Source organism: Citrobacter sp. FP75 (genome assembly GCF_018342065.1).
In the GTDB taxonomy this organism is placed as follows: Bacteria; Pseudomonadota; Gammaproteobacteria; order Enterobacterales; family Enterobacteriaceae; genus Citrobacter.
Genome location: NZ_JAFDOE010000001.1, coordinates 223,636 through 240,865, shown reverse-complemented (window position 1 = coordinate 240,865; position 17,230 = coordinate 223,636). Strand labels below are relative to the sequence as shown.

The 17,230-nt window shown below is 50.0% G+C and carries 16 protein-coding genes and 1 tRNA gene; 8 read left to right on the top strand and 9 right to left on the bottom strand.

The annotated features are described in order from the left end of the window. Positions 1-141 precede the first annotated feature (141 nt). Together JQ822_RS01130 and JQ822_RS01125 are read left to right on the top strand one after the other, a co-directional pair. On the top strand, positions 142-351 hold the full coding sequence (locus JQ822_RS01130) for a hypothetical protein (protein ID WP_213132949.1): 210 nt from the start codon (positions 142-144) through the stop codon (positions 349-351). Between the two features lie 83 nt (positions 352-434). After that, the gene (locus JQ822_RS01125; protein ID WP_213131926.1) at positions 435-1,238 is read left to right on the top strand and encodes an MBL fold metallo-hydrolase; all 804 of its coding nucleotides are present in this window, start codon (positions 435-437) and stop codon (positions 1,236-1,238) included. A gap of 69 nt (positions 1,239-1,307) precedes the next feature. On the opposite strand, the gene JQ822_RS01120 is transcribed toward JQ822_RS01125, so the two are convergent. Further along, positions 1,308-3,752, bottom strand: coding sequence for a trimethylamine-N-oxide reductase 2 (locus JQ822_RS01120; RefSeq protein WP_213131925.1), 2,445 nt, complete (start codon positions 3,750-3,752; stop codon positions 1,308-1,310). A gap of 21 nt (positions 3,753-3,773) precedes the next feature. Then, positions 3,774-4,868, bottom strand: a complete 1,095-nt coding sequence (locus JQ822_RS01115; RefSeq protein WP_213131924.1) for a NapC/NirT family cytochrome c — start codon at positions 4,866-4,868, stop codon at positions 3,774-3,776. A 445-nt stretch (positions 4,869-5,313) separates the two neighbouring features. Between JQ822_RS01115 and uspF the strand changes: the two genes are divergently transcribed. Continuing rightward, the gene (gene uspF, locus JQ822_RS01110) at positions 5,314-5,742 is read left to right on the top strand and encodes a universal stress protein UspF (protein ID WP_213131923.1); all 429 of its coding nucleotides are present in this window, start codon (positions 5,314-5,316) and stop codon (positions 5,740-5,742) included. Positions 5,743-5,897: 155 nt separating this feature from the next. Here uspF and JQ822_RS01105 read toward each other — a convergent pair. After that, positions 5,898-5,974: transfer RNA gene (locus JQ822_RS01105), tRNA-Arg, on the bottom strand. Between the two features lie 255 nt (positions 5,975-6,229). Here JQ822_RS01105 and fimW point away from each other — a divergent pair. The 4 genes from fimW (at position 6,230) to fimZ (ending at position 9,681) form a co-directional block, all read left to right on the top strand. Continuing rightward, the gene (gene fimW / locus JQ822_RS01100) at positions 6,230-6,823 is read left to right on the top strand and encodes a fimbria biosynthesis transcriptional regulator FimW (RefSeq protein WP_213131922.1); all 594 of its coding nucleotides are present in this window, start codon (positions 6,230-6,232) and stop codon (positions 6,821-6,823) included. Positions 6,824-6,988: 165 nt separating this feature from the next. Then, positions 6,989-7,708 carry an EAL domain-containing protein gene (locus JQ822_RS01095; RefSeq protein WP_213131921.1) on the top strand — a complete coding sequence of 240 codons (720 nt, stop codon included), beginning with the start codon at positions 6,989-6,991 and terminating at the stop codon, positions 7,706-7,708. Between the two features lie 28 nt (positions 7,709-7,736). Next, positions 7,737-8,459 carry a fimbria biosynthesis regulator FimY gene (fimY, locus tag JQ822_RS01090; RefSeq protein ID WP_213131920.1) on the top strand — a complete coding sequence of 241 codons (723 nt, stop codon included), beginning with the start codon at positions 7,737-7,739 and terminating at the stop codon, positions 8,457-8,459. A 589-nt stretch (positions 8,460-9,048) separates the two neighbouring features. Further along, entirely contained in the window at positions 9,049-9,681 is a 633-nt protein-coding gene (gene fimZ, locus JQ822_RS01085; protein WP_117342165.1) for a fimbria biosynthesis transcriptional regulator FimZ, read from the top strand. A gap of 37 nt (positions 9,682-9,718) precedes the next feature. Here fimZ and sfmF read toward each other — a convergent pair whose 3' ends face one another. From sfmF to fimA, 6 genes are all read right to left on the bottom strand, one after another. Next, complete coding sequence (sfmF, locus tag JQ822_RS01080; protein WP_213131919.1) at positions 9,719-10,255, bottom strand: fimbria assembly protein; 537 nt, start codon at positions 10,253-10,255, stop codon at positions 9,719-9,721. After that, the gene (gene fimH / locus JQ822_RS01075; protein WP_213131918.1) at positions 10,248-11,255 is read right to left on the bottom strand and encodes a type 1 fimbria D-mannose specific adhesin FimH; all 1,008 of its coding nucleotides are present in this window, start codon (positions 11,253-11,255) and stop codon (positions 10,248-10,250) included. The genes sfmF and fimH overlap by 8 nt, the downstream gene beginning before the upstream one ends. Before the next feature lie 13 nt (positions 11,256-11,268). Then, a complete protein-coding gene (locus tag JQ822_RS01070; protein WP_213131917.1) occupies positions 11,269-13,881 on the bottom strand; it encodes a fimbrial biogenesis usher protein in 2,613 nt (870 codons plus the stop codon). Positions 13,882-13,888: 7 nt separating this feature from the next. After that, complete coding sequence (gene fimC / locus JQ822_RS01065; RefSeq protein ID WP_213131916.1) at positions 13,889-14,581, bottom strand: type 1 fimbria chaperone FimC; 693 nt, start codon at positions 14,579-14,581, stop codon at positions 13,889-13,891. A gap of 41 nt (positions 14,582-14,622) precedes the next feature. Beyond that, positions 14,623-15,156, bottom strand: a complete 534-nt coding sequence (gene fimI, locus JQ822_RS01060; RefSeq protein ID WP_213132948.1) for a type 1 fimbrial protein subunit FimI — start codon at positions 15,154-15,156, stop codon at positions 14,623-14,625. 77 nt (positions 15,157-15,233) lie between these two features. Further along, a complete protein-coding gene (gene fimA, locus JQ822_RS01055) occupies positions 15,234-15,788 on the bottom strand; it encodes a type 1 fimbrial major subunit FimA (protein ID WP_213131915.1) in 555 nt (184 codons plus the stop codon). A 574-nt stretch (positions 15,789-16,362) separates the two neighbouring features. On the opposite strand from fimA, the gene folD reads away from it, so the two are divergent. Next, positions 16,363-17,229, top strand: a complete 867-nt coding sequence (folD, locus tag JQ822_RS01050) for a bifunctional methylenetetrahydrofolate dehydrogenase/methenyltetrahydrofolate cyclohydrolase FolD (protein WP_213131914.1) — start codon at positions 16,363-16,365, stop codon at positions 17,227-17,229. The last annotated feature ends 1 nt before the right edge of the window (position 17,230 follow it).

Sequence of the window (17,230 nt, the reverse complement as noted above, 5' to 3'; positions counted from 1 at the left end):
TACCGGATGGCGCAAATACGCCATCCGGTGACGACCGGGTATTTTTATTTATTCTCTGACATAACCGTCATAATCTTGTCACGCCGCTGACAGTCCTCGCTAATTATAATTTCTTCCGTAAACTCACACAGGAGAAATATGATGAATAAGATGTCCTCTTTTTTAGCTATCGCATTTTTTATTTCAGCTGGCGTTAATGCGGCAGAAACGTCACCTCACGCACAATCATTTGCACAAATGAATGAACATGAGAAAGCGATGGTCGTACATCAGTCGATGAATAATGGTCATTCCTATGCCCATGAACAGCAAGCGGAAAAACACCGCGCCCAGGCAAATCGTGCGCGATAACGGATAACGCTAAAGAGCGTTGCGATCACAACGCTCTCAAATACCCTGCGCTACAGTATGCCGTTTTAATACTGGAGTCAGACGTGGCGTTAACCCTGACGGTATTGCTTGAAAACAGACGCGCTGCTGGCGCAGATACATCATTACGGGCAAAGCCTGGATTAAGTCTGTTAGTCCAGGATGAAACAACCACTATCCTGTTCGATACCGGGCCGGATGACAGCTTTATGCTGAACGCCGCGCGAATGGGCGTTGATTTATCGCAGCTTACCGCCGTGGTACTTTCGCACGGCCATTATGATCACTGTGGCGGCGTGCCGTGGCTTGCGGATAACAGTCGTATCATTTGCCATCCTCAAATCGCCTGCGAGCGTTACGCCTCACTAAACTTCGCGGGAACGTCGCGAAAAATAAAAAAACTCTCCCGCGATAACGACTACTCTCGACTCATTATGGAATACACCCGCGAACCGTTGGCCATTAGTGAGCGTTTTTTGTGGTCCGGCGAAATTAGCGTGCCCGCTCCGCAAGCCTATGGCGTTATTCACGGACAGTCCCCCCAACCGGATTACATTAGCGACGAAGGTGTATTGATCTATAAATCTGAGCGCGGGTTAGTCATCATTACCGGCTGCGGGCATCGGGGAATAGAAAACATCGTCCGCCATTGTCAAAATATTACCGGCATGACAAAGATCCACGCCCTGATCGGCGGATTTCATTTACGCACGGCGTCGCCCTTTAAGCTATGGCAGACACGGCAATTTATTAAGCAACAAAAACCAGACACGGTTCTCGGCTGTCACTGCACCGGTTCATGGGGGCGATTGTGGCTACCTGGAACAAATGCTCCTGCAACGGGGGATGTGATCGTGCTGGCAGACTAACGACCGTAAAACGTTGCCAAAACAGCAATAAAAAACGGGAACCTTGCGGTTCCCGTTTATCAGTCATTATTACATAGTGACGATTTCAGGCTCATCAAAGACGGTGAGTTTTGGCGCTTCGCCAGTATATTTCTCCGCGTACACCAGACTAGTATTACCTGCGCAGCCATTCGCCAGTCTTGAGGTTGGAATATCCGCCGTCAATACGTTGGCCCCGCCGTTTTTACATATACCGTTTTCAATATCTGGCCAGGCCCCTTCGTGAATACAGATGATCCCAGGTTTGATCCCGTCGCTGACGTGCGCCCCCACCAGCACCTGTCCACGCGCATTCCAGACACGCACCAGATCACCCTCGGCAATACCTCTGGCTTTTGCGTCATCCGGATGAATCGTCACCGGTTCGCGATTGGCAATGGCGTACTCTTTGCGCAGCAACGCGTAGTTCAACTGGCTATGTAGACGATGTGCCGGGTGTGCCGTCAGTAGTTGCAGCTGATCCTTATCCGCAGAGCCTTTCCACTCATCCGGTTCAATCCAGGAGGCATGTGGCGGACAGTCTTTATATTTATAGCCCTCAATCGTTTTCGAGTAGATTTCTATCTTACCGCTCGGCGTACCGAGTGCGTTCATCACCGGATCGCTGCGGAAATCGGCATAGCGAATATATTTGTTGTTCTTCTCATTTTCACGCATTTCGATCAATTTATTCTGCTGCCAGAATGCATTGAACTGTGGCATCGCGACACGCTGGGCGCGGGCGGCCTTCTGCGCAACGTCGTAGAATTGCTTCAACCACGCCATTTCATCTTTGCCTTCGTTATAGACCGCTTTTCCGCCTGGTTTGAGCATTTCGGCCAGATCGGCAAATACGTCAAAATCACTGCGCGCTTCAAACTGCGGCGCGATGACCTGCTTCATCGGCACCAGATGCTGGTTACTGTAGTCGCCGGTCATGGTCAGATCGTTACGCTCAAACGAGGTGGTAATTGGCAGGACAATATCGGCGTGTTTGGCCGCTGCGGTCCAGTAGCACTCGGAGATAACAACCAGTTCGGGCTTCTGCCAGGCTTTAATTAAACGGTTAGTATCCTGATGATGGGTAAAGTTAGCGCCACCTGCCCACCAGATCATTTTGATCTCCGGGAAGATCTGCTCTTTACCATTATGCTGATATTTGCCGCCAGGGTTTTCCAGCGCTTCGACGATTCGCGCCACCGGCAGGCTGGTTACCGCATCAGAAACCGCCCAGTCGTTTCCCGCTGACGAACCGCCCTCAATTTTGGCGGATATCGCCGGTAATACCCCACCGGTGCGCGTCGGGTTGCCGCCGTTAGAGTAGTGGTAAGAGAAACCAAAACCACCGCCTTCGGTACCAATTTGCCCCAGCATGGCCGCCAGCGTCACCAGCATCCAGTGTTTTTGCTCGCCGTATTGCTGGCGTTGGATCCCCCACCCAGCCATTAACATGGTTTTGTTACTGGAGAAAATGTCTGCCAGTTTTTCCAACTGTTCTGCAGGTACACCGCACACGCCGGAAGCCCACTCAGCGGTTTTCTCAATGTTGTCGCTCTTACCGAGCAGATACTCTTCAAACTGCGGGTATCCGGTGGTGTATTTTTCCAGGAACGCTTTGTCGTGGAGGTTTTTCTTCACCAGCGTGTGGGCAATCCCAAGCATCATCGCCACGTCGGTGCCCATATGTGGCGCAATCCAGGTGGCGTTATCACCGAAGAATTCAATCGTTTCAGAACGCATAGGATCGATGGCGATGACGCTTTTCCCTGATTTCTTCAGCAGATTAAAGTATTCAATCCCTTGTTCATCTGTGCTGCTCCAGGCAATTTTTAACGTATTGAGCGGGTTCATCCCCCACAGCACCACGACCTGACTGTGCTCAAGCACCATTGGCCAGGTAGTTTGCTGCTCGTAGACTTCAACCGATCCCACAACGTAGGGCATGATGACCTGTGCGGCCCCGGTTGAATAATCCCCTGAGTGTCCGGCATATCCGCCCGCCATGCTCATGTAACGTTGCAGCAACGTTTGCGCTTTATGCAAAACGCCGCTGGAGCGCCAGCCATAAGAACCGGCAAATATCGAAGCTGGACCATAGCTGCTGCGGATCCGGCTATGTTGTTCATGGATGAGTTTCAGGGCTTGATCCCAACTCACCCGCACAAAAGGATCGCTGCCGCGTTTGCCGTCTGCTTTACCTGGGTTTTCCAGATAGCTTTTGCGCACCATCGGATATTTTACGCGGATATTGGTATGCACCTGGTCCGGTGCGGTTTGTTGTAAGGAGTTCGGCACGGTTTTTGGTAATGCGCCTTTTGAGGAAACCACTTTACCGTCTTTCACTTCCACATACACCGCACCCCAACGTGCGGCCGTCAGGATTGCCCCGCCATTTTCGCCTTCAGCCCAGGCTGGCATCGGGATCACCGAAGAAATCGCCATAGTCCCGGTTGCCGCGCCAGCCGTCTTGATAAAGTCACGTCTTGTGAGTTTCATGATTTCTCCTGGTGTTATCGCTTATTTATTCATGTCTTTCGCGTTGTACTGGAAGTAACGGCTCAGGATATCCAGTTCGTTTTCACTGATATTGGTGCGAGCGCCCATCCCTTTTGCCACCGAAGGCCAGGCGTTGAGCGTAAAGTGATTAGCAGGGATCGGCGCGTGGCAGCCAGCGCAATACACATTGTCGAGCTTGCGTGCGTAATCCCACATCGGTTCACGGCTGGCAAGAGCAGAACCGCTCCATTCTCCTTGCAGAGCCACGTCCCGCCACGTATTGCCGTAGTCATCTGCTTTCCAGTCAGAGAGAATCTTGAGCGACTGCTGTCCTTTTTCACTCAGGCTGGCGAGGATCAGGCGCTGACCCGCCGCGTAATAAATGATTTGTTCCGTTCCCTGCATCTGGCTGCCGCGAATCTCAACCAGTCGCGAATTATCCGTCGATTTCAGTACCTGCATTTTGGTCGCCGGATAGACCGTACCCAGGTCGCCAAGCGCGGTATTACTGACAACATAAAGTTCTTTCGCCGTTACGGGAGTTGATGCGGACTGCGCTTCAAGCCCTTTAAGGGCGCTGTCATCCATTTTTATTTCAGGAGGGAAATGAGCGACGCCTTTGTGGCAATCAATACAGGTTTGTTTTTCCGCAATGCCCATTTTATGCATTTTCTGCGCATCGGCGCTTTGTGCGGCAAGATCCATCGCGTCCATACTGTGGCAGCTACGGCAGGTGGCCGAATCACTGGCTTTCAATTGCGCCCACACGGTTTGTGCCATTTCCAGGCGATGTTCTTCAAATTTTTCTGGGGTATCGATCTTTTTAGTGACTAACTGATGGTAAACATCTTTTGTCGCTCGCACCTTCGCCATCAGGTAATCCAGTCCACCTTGCGGAATATGACAATCTGCACATTCAGCGCGAATACCTTTCTTATTCTGAAAATGGACCGAGCCGGTATATTCCTCGTAAGGTGCCTGCATGGTATGGCATGACAGACAAAACTCAGTACTCGACGTTTTATGCAATGTCCATTGCCCAGCCAAAACAATAACGGCTCCCAGAACAATACACAGCAGCATTGTCCAGAGGATGGTTTTATTTATTTTTCTCATCTTTCATTCCCACAGGCCACGTACCCTTTAATAGGTAGACAATAATTACACCGACCTGGTTACTTCTTGACCTTCATCAAAACTGGAAGGGAATGATAATTAGCATGTAGGCAAGTTTGAAGGCGATCGCATATTTAATATAATAAGAATGTATCTATATAATTTAGCTTAAAAACAGAATATAAAACTCGAATATTAGTTTAAAAATCCATTATTAAATAAAATATCAGCGTAAAAAGTGGAGAATGCAGCACAGGGATGAATATTACCTTAAATACCCACTCGCTATATAAATAAATATACAATGAAAAAAGGCAAAGATAAATCTCTTTCGCCACGCGATAGACAGGGGGATAGTCACACATCCTTGATCTGGTCACTTATTACACAAGGTGCCAATTCGCTACACTCAAGAGGACGGTAAAACAAACAAGAGGTGGTGAATATGTATCGTTCTATTCTGGTGCCGATTGATATCTCCGAAACCGATTTAACTCGCCAGGTGATTCCTCAGGTCGAGGCGCATGCAAAAACGGCAAAGGTCCATTTTTTAGCCGTTATCCCCACCGTCCCATTCTACGCATCATTAGGACTGGCCTACTCCAGTGAATTTCCGGACAGAAGTGGCATTCAGGTTAAGGCCACCGAAAAGCTGGAAGAGATCGTTAAGCAATTCAACATTCCTGCCGGCAGGACGGAGCTCCACGTGGTTTACGGCCCGCCTAAAGATCAGATCCTGAAGCTCGCGGAAGCAGTAGACGCGGAACTCATCGTCATCGGTTCACATAAGCCAGGTTTTAGCACTTATCTGCTGGGTTCAACGGCCTCAGCCGTGGTGCGCCACGCAAAATGTCCGGTTCTTGTTGTACGGTGATGTCATCGGAAAAATGACGAAAACGGGAGCGAATACGCTCCCGTTGCTGTCCGTTACGCATTTCCTGAATCTTGCGGAAAATGTCTACTACGAGGTTACAGGTTAGGCGTAATGGCGAATGCAACAGGGATGATGAGAGATAAATGCTGTCGAAATGGTACGCCCTGTAGGATTCGAACCTACGACCTACGGCTTAGAAGGCCGTTGCTCTATCCAACTGAGCTAAGGGCGCATTGCGAAGTGGTTACTTCATGCGGATGAAACGCGTGAATTATACGGTCAGCGCCTGCTGAGTCAATGCCTTTTGTTCTGGTTGCTTGCGAAGTGTACGAATGTTGTTTTTTCTGCTCGTCCACGGGTATCCAGGAAATCACCTGGTAACAACTCAGGCACCGTAAAGCCCGGATTAAGGTTAAATGTATTTAGAAAATTAATGATTTTGCTTAACATTCTCCTACTCCCTTCCCTGCGGTTTAGGACCTCTTCAATGTTAAGTATCGCCATCAAAGAAGAAAACAGTCACTTCGAACATGGACTGAAAATCATTATTACTCGCCTGGCAAATCAGTGGCACCAGAAGATTTGCTTCTTGCCTGTCGACGATATTGATTGTGCAGACATCGCCTTTTTATCGTTAGATGAAGATTGGTTCAGCGCAGGCTGTTACGAAATTCCTGTCCATACCAGACACCAGCATCGGGTCATTATTTGCAACAAATGCGATAAAGATAAGCTGATGTTCAGACCCTGCCTGTACATGTTGCCGCTTATTTATCGCGAAGATGACGTCGAAGAGATCAGCAAAAAAATGGTGCTCATTTTGCAAAAACGCGCACTCCGCTCCAGCGTCCCCGCCACCGTCTGCCACTATTGCACCACCCGCAACTTTTCCATTGCAGAGCGCCAGTTTTTAATGTTTCTCGCCAGCGGATATACCATCGCCGAAACGGCGCATCTGCTTGCGCTCAGTGAGCTCCAGGCGAAGGCGACTCGCCGCAGCATCATGAAAAAGCTGCATGTGAAAAACGAGCAGCAATTCTTAAGATACATCAGGGTTAACCTGAGTTTTCTACAAAGTTGAACCGTTTCTTATGCACCGGTGTTTTTATGAGAAATGTCTCATAGCCAATTAAGTATCAGTACCTACTGTGCCGGTTTCTACGCTGCCACAATAATACCTATATATTATTTCCGGGGTAATAAAAATACACACTCGGTAATATTTGCTCTGCTTCGGGGGGATATCGTGACACCGAGCCTGTTATTATGGAATGATAAATATGAGCATGCACCGTCCTCAATAGAAAATGATGCCCGTGTTTTCCCCCTTACGTTTAAACTGGAACCCATTGTTGATTTGTCGACTTCGCACCGATATGGTTTTGAAGTCCTGACCCATTTTCCCCGCAAAATTAATAGCGAAAACTATTTTCGCCAGCTTTCTTTACCACGCCAACAGAGTCTGTTTTATCAGCAGATAGCCAACATCATGCGTTTTCGGCCAGAATACGCTTATTCCCTGAATTTGCCGATGAAGGCCTTCCTGGACTGGGCATCGTTTCATTGGGCCAGCACTGTTTTTCCACCTAACCTCGTCATCGAAATACAGGATGCTGTTACTTTCCTTTCGCTCAGCACCGCTCAACGCACTGTGGTGTATAAGACAATTCAACATATTGAAGCTTTGGGTACCCCCATCTGGATGGATGATGCTAATGAAGAATTGCTTATTGCATTCATTGAGGCTAATTGGCAATTGTCAGGCATTAAGCTGGATAAAAATACCTTTTGGACACTGAGTAAAAAACCAGGCAGGCTCCAACAAACCATTCAGTGGGGACAGGCAATCGCGAATCGAATGATTGTAGAAGGGATTGAAACCCAAAAGCACAAGGAAATTGCCCTGCAGGCTGGCGCGGAATTGGGGCAGGGATATTTATGGCCTGCCATTCATCCGGTTCAGTGAAAATAAAACGGTAAGGAAAAAAGGAAGGATGCGCAGCGCACTACGCCGGGAACGACATCGCCGTTTACGCAATACTCACTGTACCCATCAATATCATCACTGTGCGCCACAGGTATTTGACCGACTTGAGTATCTGACACAAAAACTCAATTATACGCTACCCGGAGATACTATATCGCAGGCGATTATCACCACCGATTACTACCTCGCCTACACGCTGAACCGCTTTTTATTTTCGGGTACCCGCACGGCCGTATTCCAGAATTTTGAGTCCGCACTCACCAGCCTGCAGGACCCTGAATGCCGTCAGTTAGTGATTGACATGGACGGGTTACAATTATCTTATTTCGAGACGCTCGAATGGTTGCGCCAACTGGTTAAACAGCGCAGTGATATTCAGATTTTTTTATTGCTCACCGCTAATGACGAGAGTCTAAGTAAATTTATTGCCATGACGGGCCCCTTTTACGTTCTTCCTCGTCAGCAGCAGCTTGCAGACATACGCGAAGCGTTATTATCACCAAATCTAAATAATATTCATTCTGAGCGCTTAAGTCAGGCTGACTGGGAGATGGTTTCATTGCTATTACGCGGTGAATCCCTAAAAAAGATTGCCCATTCGCAGAACCGGCCTTATCACCGCATCATCTATCGCCTGAATCAGCTGATTACACGCCTGGGATTGCCGCACCGCCAACGCTTTTTGCATCTGATACACCGTCTTAATGTTACCTCTACTCATTTAATTTAACACCATAACTCGCTGTGAAATAAGATTTTTTAAGAAATTACTTATTTCACACTGAGACATGCCGTGTATTTTTTACATAAATTTAATATTTACAACTAGTCCTGGTATTATGACCACGCCTCTCACCGCGTTTAACCTTACGAATACTGCGTATTACCTCTTAATAGACGACCTGGGACTTCTTAACAAAACCTAAACAATTAGCCTGTTGTATTGTTTTTAGTATTTTAAAAAAACTTTCAATCTGCCATAATTAAAACATAAGGAAAATAATACTAACAATCGTAAACATACCGGGATCTTTCAGGATATCGTAACAACCATTAAGAAGTTACTTACCACAAGACTTTTCCGAAGGAGCAGAGCGGGTATAATCCCTACTGTTTTATGATTAATTGTAAATTTTCCTGGTGTGAAATGGATATTCCACACACTTATTGTTCTGACGAAGAACGACCGAATGAACAAGGATGAAATATTATTCTTTCGGTTCTTCTCGCAGAACAATCTTTGGCTATTTGACAATATTAATAACGCCTGATGTTTTATCAAAATCGCAAGATACACAAACAGTTTGAGGCATAAAACAATGAAACCAGCATCCGTTATCATTATGGACGAACACCCTATTGTCAGAATGTCGATAGAAGTGCTGCTCGAAAAAAATAGTAATATCGAGGTAGTACTGAAAACCGATGACAGCCGCACGGCAATAGATCATCTGCGTACCTATCCTGTCGACCTCGTCATTCTGGATATTGAACTGCCTGGCGCCGACGGATTTACCTTACTCAAGAGAATTAAATCACTGCAGGAAAAAACGCGGGTCCTGTTTTTGTCCTCAAAATCTGAATCGTTTTACGCCGGACGTGCTATCCGGGCAGGCGCAAATGGTTTCGTCAGTAAACGGAAGGATCTGAACGATATCTATAATGCGGTTAAAATGATCTTATCCGGGTATTCTTTTTTCCCGTCCGATACGCTTAACTTTATTAATAACATTAATATACGTAAAGGAGAGCTGAATGACATGCCGCTTTCCAATCGCGAAGTCACGGTTTTGCGTTATCTGGCAAATGGGTTATCCAATAAAGAAATCGCTGAGCAGCTATTACTCAGCAATAAAACGATCAGTGCGCACAAAGCCAATATCTACTCCAAGCTTGGTTTGCATACTATTGTCGAGCTCATCGATTATGCGAAAATGCATGAATTAATGTAACCCCACTCCCGGCGAGATGTCGTTCGGGAGTAGGTTGTTAGTTATAGTTGATCATAAACGTCGCATCGGCCCTGGCAAGTCCAGGCTGAACTCCATCCGCTATAGCAATATAGTTCGCGAAAAAGGTCAGCGTGGCATTGCCATTATCATCAATTGCCACCTTCTGGCTGGCCTGTTCGAGCGGCAATCGCGTGCGATCGCTGTCACGCAGTTCAATCGCCACCTTTTGTGCCATCACCGTATCATCCAGCGCCAGTAGCGTGGTGCCTGCTGCTGGCGTGCCGGAAAAGGTGATTGATGCCGACCCTGGCGGGCAGCCTTCCAGCTTTAGCGAAAAAGAGATCGGTTGAGTACTATCGCCGCTGGTTTTCAGCTGCTTTGTCGGCCAGGTGCCCAGATCCACGTATTTATTGCTGTCGCCGGCAATCACGACACAGGTGAAGTCCACCACGTTCCCGCGCAGCTCAATATTGATCTCACCCAACGAGGTATCCGCCCGGCTTAACGAGCTGAATGACAGCGCGACTGCGGCCACCAACAGTGTGCGAATGCCCCGTGTTCTCCTCTTATTCATAATCCACTCGCAGATATCCACGGGCGGTAAATGGCCCTTCCGCCGGTTTATTACCCGTCACGCTAACCGGCCATGCCCGGATGCTGACACTTGCTGCGGCGTTATCATCCAGGCGAAACGGAATCGTGCTGGACAGGTTGTTAGGCGTCAGCGGCACGCCGCTGCTGTCGGCAACGATGAAACCTAAATCGGCGTTGTCCGATACCATCATTTGCCCGGAGGATTTTTCGGCCTCTACGCGCATGGTCAGGTAGGCTTGCGCGGCGACATTGGTGCATTTTATCGCTATGGTTTTGGTTTGTGGGTTGACGCCTTCTGGCCGATTACCCGCCCCGGCCTTGCTAAATAGCGAGGCACCGATATCACCGAAATCAAATTCAACAACCTGCCCGGCATTCACTTCGCAGTTTTGTGGTACTTCGACCTTACCGCTATAGCTGATGGTGTACACTGGCATACTCAGGGCATCGCCGGTGCTGGTCGTGACATAGACCCTGAACATCGTTTGCCGGGGGATCGGCACCATGTTAATAAATGAGCGAATCACTTTTAATTTGAATACCAACTTTGAATCCATTACGCCAAAGGGCTTCTGCTTGGGTACGTTCGGGTGAGTCCCCATACGAATATCATTTCGTGGAGGATAAAACAGCCCGGCGTAGCTGTCGGTAATGCTCATGGCCCCCAGCAGGTAGTCATTGAGCTTCAGATACTGAAAGCCCCCTTCGGTGCTTTGCACCGGAAGATCCGTCACATAGCTGCGATAGGTGTAATCCACCGTCGTCCCGGCCGGACAGGTGGCATTGACGCCAATCCAGCCGGACTTTTCCGGCAATGTCACCACCTGTCCGGGATGGTTGTTACTGCTGTTAAAGACATTCGACAGGTCGTAAAAAACATCCGTCGGCGTTCCGTTCGAATTCTGGCAGACCGTTGCCCATGACGAATTCGCCAGGAGCAGTAAAGCGCTCCCGAGTAACAAACCAGTTTGTCGTTTCATCGTATTATTCCTTTCATGCCGACGGGCGTTCGCAGGTCACATTGGTGAGCGTCACCGCTTGTTTCAGACTCTCTTCAGGCAAGGCATAGTGCGCCATGCAGCGCGCGTTCGCGCCTTCGCCCCACTGGATCAGCAGCTCGCCTTTCAGCGGCAGTCCGCTCAGGTAGATTTGTCCGTCTTCCCCCACCATGCTGGTCACACCGCTGACGGTTTCACGTACAATTGAACCGAACGGCACGGGTTTTCCAGCCAGTTGAACCGTGATCAACGCTCGCACGCCAATACGCGTATCAAACGCCGCCCTCACCAGCGCCCCCTGCGTCGGCACCACGCTGCTGACGTTATTTTCCACATCGGTATGGTTGTTCATTGAATTGGTATCCAGCGCCACGCGGTTGTAGCGATAGACGGTGGCGTACGGCATGACCGCGTAACCGCGCCAGTCAGTCTGCACGCCGGTCTGGTTCTCTATCCTTACGCCCTGGGCGCCAGGGGCTTTAATCAGCACGTTGGTATCACCCAGAGGCTGGCTGAGGGTGATGCCGTCCGCATGTCCTATCACGCCACCGGAGAGTTGCCAGTTATAGTCATGCTGGTCGCGATCGTAGTTGTATCCCATGCCTAGCGTGCCATAGGCCGCCTGCCAGTTTGCGCTGGCGCTACCGCTGTAACCATTGGTGCTACTGTGACCCTGATTCACGCTGTAGCTCAGGTTGCGCCCGTCAAGCAACGTACCGCCAATCCCGCTCTGCCAGCTGTTTTGTCCGTTGCTATTACGGTTAGCATTGAAGGTGGCATAGGTGCGATCAAGCGCGTTATCACGCGTATAGCGCCGCCCGGTCAGCAGGCTGAACGGCACCGACATATTGAAGGCCAGAATCCTGTCGGTGTCGGCAATCCCTACCGATTCATTCCACGACCAGGAGAGCGAATAGCTAATCCCCTGCCAGCCGCTGGCATAGCCGAGCTGATACCAGGTGTTGGTATCAGACGTATTCCAGTAGGTTTGCTGACTCCCCGAGACATACAGCGATCCGTAGTCCCCGAGATTCTGCGAGATATTGATCTGAAAACGGCCTTTTTTGCTGTAGCTCAGATTGTGATAGCTCTGTACCACCGGCACCTTATGACGATTGCCTTCACTGTCATATTCGTACTCGTAACCTTCCATATTGCGATACGCTACGTCATCGAGGGTATAAAACCCGCGCGTTGAGTAGCGATATCCCAACAGCTGGAAGTTGGTGCCCACATTATTCAGTGATTTTGCGTACAGGAAACGCAGCGATTGCCCCTGGTGAGTGCTGTCATCCGCCAGCTGGCTGCGCGCATGGGTTAAATCGACGGAGACCGCGCCCCAGTCGCCCAAATTACGCCCGGTACCAAACACCAACGCGCTGTAACGAGAGGCCAGCTGTGTGCCGCCATAGGCGGTGTACCCATCGGGCAGCCCGGCGATCAACGTGCCCTGAACGAAAAACGGAGATGACTGCTGGCTGTTGCCGCTGCGGAAATCCCCGGCCACCAGGTCATACTTCATGCGCCCTTCGCGCTGTAACAGTGGAACCGTGGAGTACGGCACCGTATAGCGCTGCTGGCTACCATCTTTTTCATCCACCGTCACTTCAAGGTCACCACTGGACGACGTAGGGTTGAGGTCGGTAATCGAGAACGCCCCTGGCGACACATAGCTTTGGTAGATAACATAGCCGTTCTGGCGGATGGTCAGCTTCGCCGCAGTACGGGCAATGCCGCGAACCGTGGGCGCATACCCCTGCAAGCTATCCGGATACATGCTGTCTGAGGAGTAAAGCCGCGCCCCGCGAAACCCGACGCTGTCAAAGACGTCGTTGCCAGTGTTGCTGTCGCCCATCACCAGCTCGCCCTTCAGCGGGATAATGGCGCGCTGAAGCCAGGTCCCGATGTTTTTCCAGCTCTGCGAGTGGTATCCGTCGCCTTTGGAATAACTCCAGGCACCGTTGTTTCTAAGCCGCCAGGGGCCATAGTTCAGACCACTCAGCATGCTTAAGAAATAGCTGTCAGAGTCGCTCCCGCGACTGCCAGTAAAGCTGTAGTTCACCAGCGCCGCCGGAATGCCTTCATCCCACTCCTCTGGTGGGATGTAGCCTCGCGCGCTGTTCAGCATACTGGCCTGCGGCAAACTGATATTCAGGCGCAGTGCAGAGAAATCGAAGGCGATTTCGCTACCCGGGATCGCCTCAGGCAAATTAATACAGGTGCTGTTCGGGTCCTGATTGAGCGCCGGAAACGCCGCGGTGTTAACGCCCAGACGCTTAACCCAGTCGAGACCAAAGCACGGCATTAGCCCACCGGATTTCTCGCCGGTTTTAGCTGTACTGGTGGCAAAATGGACATCCTGGGTGGCAATAAACTCATCATTGCGCCAGATATCCACACGGTAGACGCCTTCAGGTTGGTGATTACCTTTTTCAAAACGCGACAAATCCGCCACGGACGCCGTATCCGCAGATAAAAATGCAGGGTTAAAATAGCTTTCCCCGTGGCCTGATAGCGGAAATACCGCTGCCAGCGTGGACAACGCCACGCCCGCTAGCGGTGGCGTAAACCCCGGTAACAGGCCAGGTAAATACGTTGTCTTATTCATCGTTTTCTCAACGCACGCTGACCGTTTTGGCGGGGGTCACTGCGCCGTAATCATTGACCGTCTGGAACGTCACACTGCCCTGAACGCCTGCAGGCAACAGGATCTGCGTCGCGTTTTTCGGTGCCACCATGACGTTATCAACCTTCGTTTTTCCCACATTGAGGTTGACCAGCGTGACGTAATAGGCTGACGGATTCGTAATTTTCAACTGGTTGCCGGAACGAGAAAATTGCAGCATGCCGGGTGCGTCTTCCGGTATTTGCGGCAGGTTATTCGGTCGGACAAAGAGTTTAATGCGTGACAGGATCGCCAGTTGCAGAACGTTTTTACCTTCAAGACTGTTTTTATTGACTGACGGAATCGCCTTCACGTTCATCCAGAACAGTGATTCACGGTCGGTGGGCAGCGGCTGTCCGGCATAGATGATACGCAGCGTATTTTCGCTTTTGGGCTCGCTGACAAACAGCGGCGGCGTTACCACAAATGCTTTTTCTTTAACACCTGCGCTATTCTCAATCCATGAATTAACCAGGAAACGTTCTTGGGTATCGCTGTTGCTAATAGCCAGAGAAGTTTGCTTAGCCTCAGCTGGATAAATAACGCGGGTGGCGCCTAATGCAATTCCTCCGGCAGCCTGTACGCTACCGGAAGCAAATAAGGCGAAAATAATAATAAAACCTGATTTAAGATAATTAAACATGGCTACAAATACCTTTAGTGTGATTATCGTTGGCAAATAAATCAGGGATAGACCAACGTAAACCACACGTCTGAACGAAGCGTTCCCGGAGTGATATTTTCCGAGACGGCCCGATAGCGAGCGGTGAAATGGAACGTCATTTCCTGCGTTAAAATAGGGGCATAATGAAGCGGCAGCGCGTTCGGAATAATTTGTCTTTGCCCTTCATCAAATAATGCCAGACCAATACCCGAGGCCGCAGACGCATCGCCGCTGGCCAGAAAAACCTGCGGATCTTCTGCGGGTGTGACGCCAGCAAACGCAATCCCAACATGGTCATAAACGTCGGCGTTACAGGATGTTAAGCGCAGCGAAAACGGCACGCTGGTCGAGGCAAAACTCCCCGGTTCGCCGAATGCATTGGTGCGATATTGCCCCATCTGCACCCGCAAGCTCTGGCTATCGGCCGCAACCGTACAGGCCCCATTGACGAACTGCCCACGCAGGTGGAGGCGACCGCTTTCCAGTATTACCGTCTGTGCAAGCGCAGGCATTACGCACAGCATTCCCGCCAGCGCCATGCCTTTGTAAGTTATTTGCCTCATCCCTTATCATCCCCGGATATTGCCTCATCCATTGAGGCTGTCGTCTTCCTTGCGCAAATCAGAACGGCTTATTCGTATTTCATGATGAAGGTAGCATCAGCGTTTGCCTGGCCTGGCGTGGCGCTTGCAGCAGTCGCTTTATAACGTGCGGAGAAACGCAGGGTGTTGGTGCCTTCTACCAGCGCCTGGGCAGTAGAGAAGGTCGCGCCATCAGGTTTCAGCGCAGTAGACGCGTTGTCCAGAATCTCGATACCTACACCGCCAGCGGTGGTGGTGTTATTCCCTGAAGAAACAGCCAGCAGAGCCGAGTTGGTGGCATCCGCCTGGCCAGAGAAAGCCACGGCTGCCGTCGCGGCAACGGCAGGATCGCAGTCATTCAGCACGATGGAGAATGGAATCTGTGCCGTGGTATCACCCACTGCGGCAAAGCTGGCGGTACGATACTGCCCTAATGTCACCACCTGATCGGCTGACTGAGTACTCACCGCACAGGCTGCATTGACCAGTTCACCTTCAAAATGAACGGTACCGCCGCTCACACTAACCGGATCTGCTGCGACTGCGGCACCTGCCACTAACATCAGGCTGGCAATAACAGAAGAGTTAATTAATTTACGTTTCATGGTTTTCCCTTGAATTACACACATCCGGTTCCGGTATCCTGCCGGATCCGTTTGAATCATTATCGACATTAAATGTCAGGCAAATTATCTCTGCGTCCTGTAAAGATATATATCGAAAGAGAATTAGCGATTCTTGACTCCAACTCTCCTGAGCACGAGATTCACTAATTAATCTTTACGAATATGACAATTCGTCACCGGGATAAATTAAACATTTCAATTAATGAAAAATACCTGCAAATACTTGCAATGGCCCCGGCTAATTCTTATTGAGATCTAAGAAAAGTCTGGGTAAATATTACTTAAACACCGTCACAATAGTACGTAACAGTCTGGTTTATGAAGCATTACCCATGAAAACAGAAGGGTGATGAGTTGTTTCATTATGGTTAATTTTAATTAGCATGCTCATTAATCATTGCAATGCTTTCACCTTCTGTCTCTCCTGCATTGCCACAACATGCCGCGTCAAATCTCACCTAAAAATGCAAACGAAAACTGACAGCACGCTGCGCTTCTGACAAAATAGTGGCATCCCCTTCGATTTAACGTAACAGACGGAATCCTCTCTCTGATGGCAGCAAAGATTATTGACGGTAAAACGATTGCGCAGCAGGTACGCTCTGAGGTTGCTCAAAAAGTTCAGGCGCGTTTAGCGGCTGGATTACGCGCCCCAGGCCTGGCTGTTGTGCTGGTAGGTAGCAACCCGGCTTCGCAGATTTACGTCGCGAGTAAACGCAAAGCCTGCGACGAAGTGGGGTTCGTCTCCCGCTCCTATGACCTGCCTGAAACCACCAGTGAGGCGGAACTTCTTGAGCTCATCGATACGCTCAATGCGGATGCAGCCATCGACGGTATCCTGGTCCAGCTACCGTTACCGGCGGGTATCGACAACGTCAAGGTGCTCGAACGCATTGCGCCGGATAAAGACGTCGACGGCTTCCACCCGTATAACGTCGGTCGCCTGTGTCAACGTGCACCGCGCCTGCGTCCGTGTACGCCACGCGGCATTGTGACCCTGCTTGAGCGTTACAACATTGATACCTACGGCCTGAATGCCGTGGTGATTGGCGCTTCAAATATTGTCGGTCGCCCGATGAGCATGGAACTGCTGCTGGCGGGTTGTACCACCACGGTAACCCATCGCTTCACCAAAGATCTGCGTCACCACGTTGAGCATGCTGACCTGCTGATTGTCGCCGTCGGCAAACCGGGCTTTATTCCCGGTGAATGGATCAAAGAAGGTGCGATTGTGATTGATGTCGGCATCAACCGTCTGGAGAATGGCAAGGTTGTTGGCGATGTGGTCTTTGAAGATGCCGCTGCGCGTGCCTCGTATATTACACCGGTGCCGGGTGGCGTTGGCCCGATGACCGTCGCTACACTTATCGAAAACACGCTGCAGGCGTGTGTTGAATATCATGATGTAAAGGACGTTTAAG